Annotated in this window: 3 protein-coding genes; all 3 read right to left on the reverse strand. The window is 28.6% G+C overall.

Annotated features, from left to right (window positions below):
• Positions 1–414: nucleotidyl transferase AbiEii/AbiGii toxin family protein (locus U9R42_13640; GenBank protein MEA3497064.1), on the reverse strand; the 414-nt coding region annotated here is incomplete at its 3' end.
• A 166-nt stretch (positions 415–580) separates the two neighbouring features.
• The gene (locus U9R42_13645) at positions 581–805 is read right to left on the reverse strand and encodes a nucleotidyl transferase AbiEii/AbiGii toxin family protein (protein ID MEA3497065.1); all 225 of its coding nucleotides are present in this window, start codon (positions 803–805) and stop codon (positions 581–583) included.
• A 3-nt stretch (positions 806–808) separates the two neighbouring features.
• Positions 809–1,576, reverse strand: coding sequence for a hypothetical protein (locus tag U9R42_13650; protein MEA3497066.1), 768 nt, complete (start codon positions 1,574–1,576; stop codon positions 809–811).
• Positions 1,577–1,721 lie beyond the last annotated feature (145 nt).

A 1,721-nucleotide genomic window follows, 5' to 3' on the forward strand; every position in this document is an offset into this window, starting at 1 on the left:
ATAATCATCAACTTTTATTATTTCTGACAAATAATGCAAATCGTAAATATCCCGAGGCCTGTTGCGTTGCATAAGCGAACGAAGTTTTTCGGCAACAATTTCATTTAAAGGATAAACCGGTACTTTGCTATTGATTATTTCAGAATCAGAATATGAGTGAAAAATCTGTCTATCTTCCGGTTTTAATAATACTGTTTCTGAAAAACTAATATCTAACTTAATCTTTGTTTGCCAACGACTTACCGGCAACACTTGCTGATTAGGTTTATGAAAAGCTCCCCAAAAAAGAATTGTAACTTCATAACCTTGTGGAATGTTTTTATGAAGTTGTGGTTTAATGTTTTTTAAATGAAATTTTGCTCCACTATTTTGCTCAGCAAGTTCTATTATTTTTTTTAAGAAAACATCATCAATAACAAATGCCTTATTTAGTGCCTCTTAGAAAACTATCTATTTTTATAAAATGAATTATTTTTGATGAGATTTTTACTTTTTGGAAATGAACTGATACCTTTGTATCAGTGATTTGAGAAAAATAAAAATATCGCAAAAAGAAACATTTTTAATTTTGGAGAGTTTTCTAAGAGGCACTATTTAAAAGTGTGAAATCCAAGTCTTCCGAAAAACGATAATCTTGAAAATAGTTTTTCTTTAAACAGGTGCCTCCTTTGAATACAAAATTTTCAGAAATATCAGAAAACGAAAACATAGCATTCAGAAAATGACCAAGAATCCAATCTTTATCAATTACTGCTTCTTCCATTTGAAGTTTTTTTGCAATCTGTTGTATTTCTTTATAAGTCATTTTTTAAGAATTTGCTATTTCCAAAATTTCGTCTTTTGACATGTTAATAATTAATTTCCATCTACTATTATATTCTCCTTTAGTTTCCCCATCTATTTCAAATAACGAATATGGTTTTGCTACAATGCTATGTGCATAATCACTAAACTTTTCCATTTTAGTTTTTTGTAATAATTCGCTCAAAAATCCCAACCGCTTAATAACAGATTTATTATTAACAATTTTGCAGTATTTAATCAATTTGTTTTGGTTAATATCTGCATTATTGAAAGCTTTAATTATTTCTTGATACCAACCGGCAAGATGCGGCAAATCAAAACAATCAATAATCGTTTTTTCCAAATCTGTTATTTTGAACTTATGGTTTCCATGTCCAACTTCTTTATATCCGGTAAGTTTATTAGCTTTGATTTTAATAAACTTATATCTGATTTTATTAATTACCAACTCTTCGCTTCTACGTTTTGCCGACTGAACAAAAACTACATTAACAAACTGTTCCGTTAGATTATGATAATTTAACGCTGACCAATATGCGAGACCACCATCAGGTGCTAAAAAAGAGCCAATTACATTAGAGTCAATAAAACTACTGCGAACATATTTCCCTCGTTCCAGTTTAATTAACCATCCTGATTTTGACAGTGTTCGTATTGCTTGATGAATTTTATTTACAGAAAATTTATCACAGTCTTTTATCATCTGTACTGTAAAAATATCATAGCCATATTCATCTAATAAATCAATAAAATCCTTTTGTAATTCTGTCATAATAAATTATAGTTCTATCTTGTGCTAAAACGCAAAGATAAGCATAAATTTTATTATTACCGTATTCGATGTATTAAATTATCTGTTAATAAATTGCAGACAATTGTATTATTCTTTATTGCAACTCTAATTGTTTGCAATTATC

This window comes from Bacteroidota bacterium (genome assembly GCA_034723125.1).
GTDB lineage: Bacteria > Bacteroidota > Bacteroidia > CAILMK01 > JAAYUY01 > JAYEOP01.

Excerpts from the sequence above, each read along its gene's own strand:
- U9R42_13645 (MEA3497065.1), bottom strand. The coding sequence starts at position 805 with ATGACTTATAAAGAAATACAACAGATTGCAAAAAAACTTCAAATGGAA.
- U9R42_13650 (MEA3497066.1), bottom strand. The coding sequence starts at position 1,576 with ATGACAGAATTACAAAAGGATTTTATTGATTTATTAGATGAATATGGC.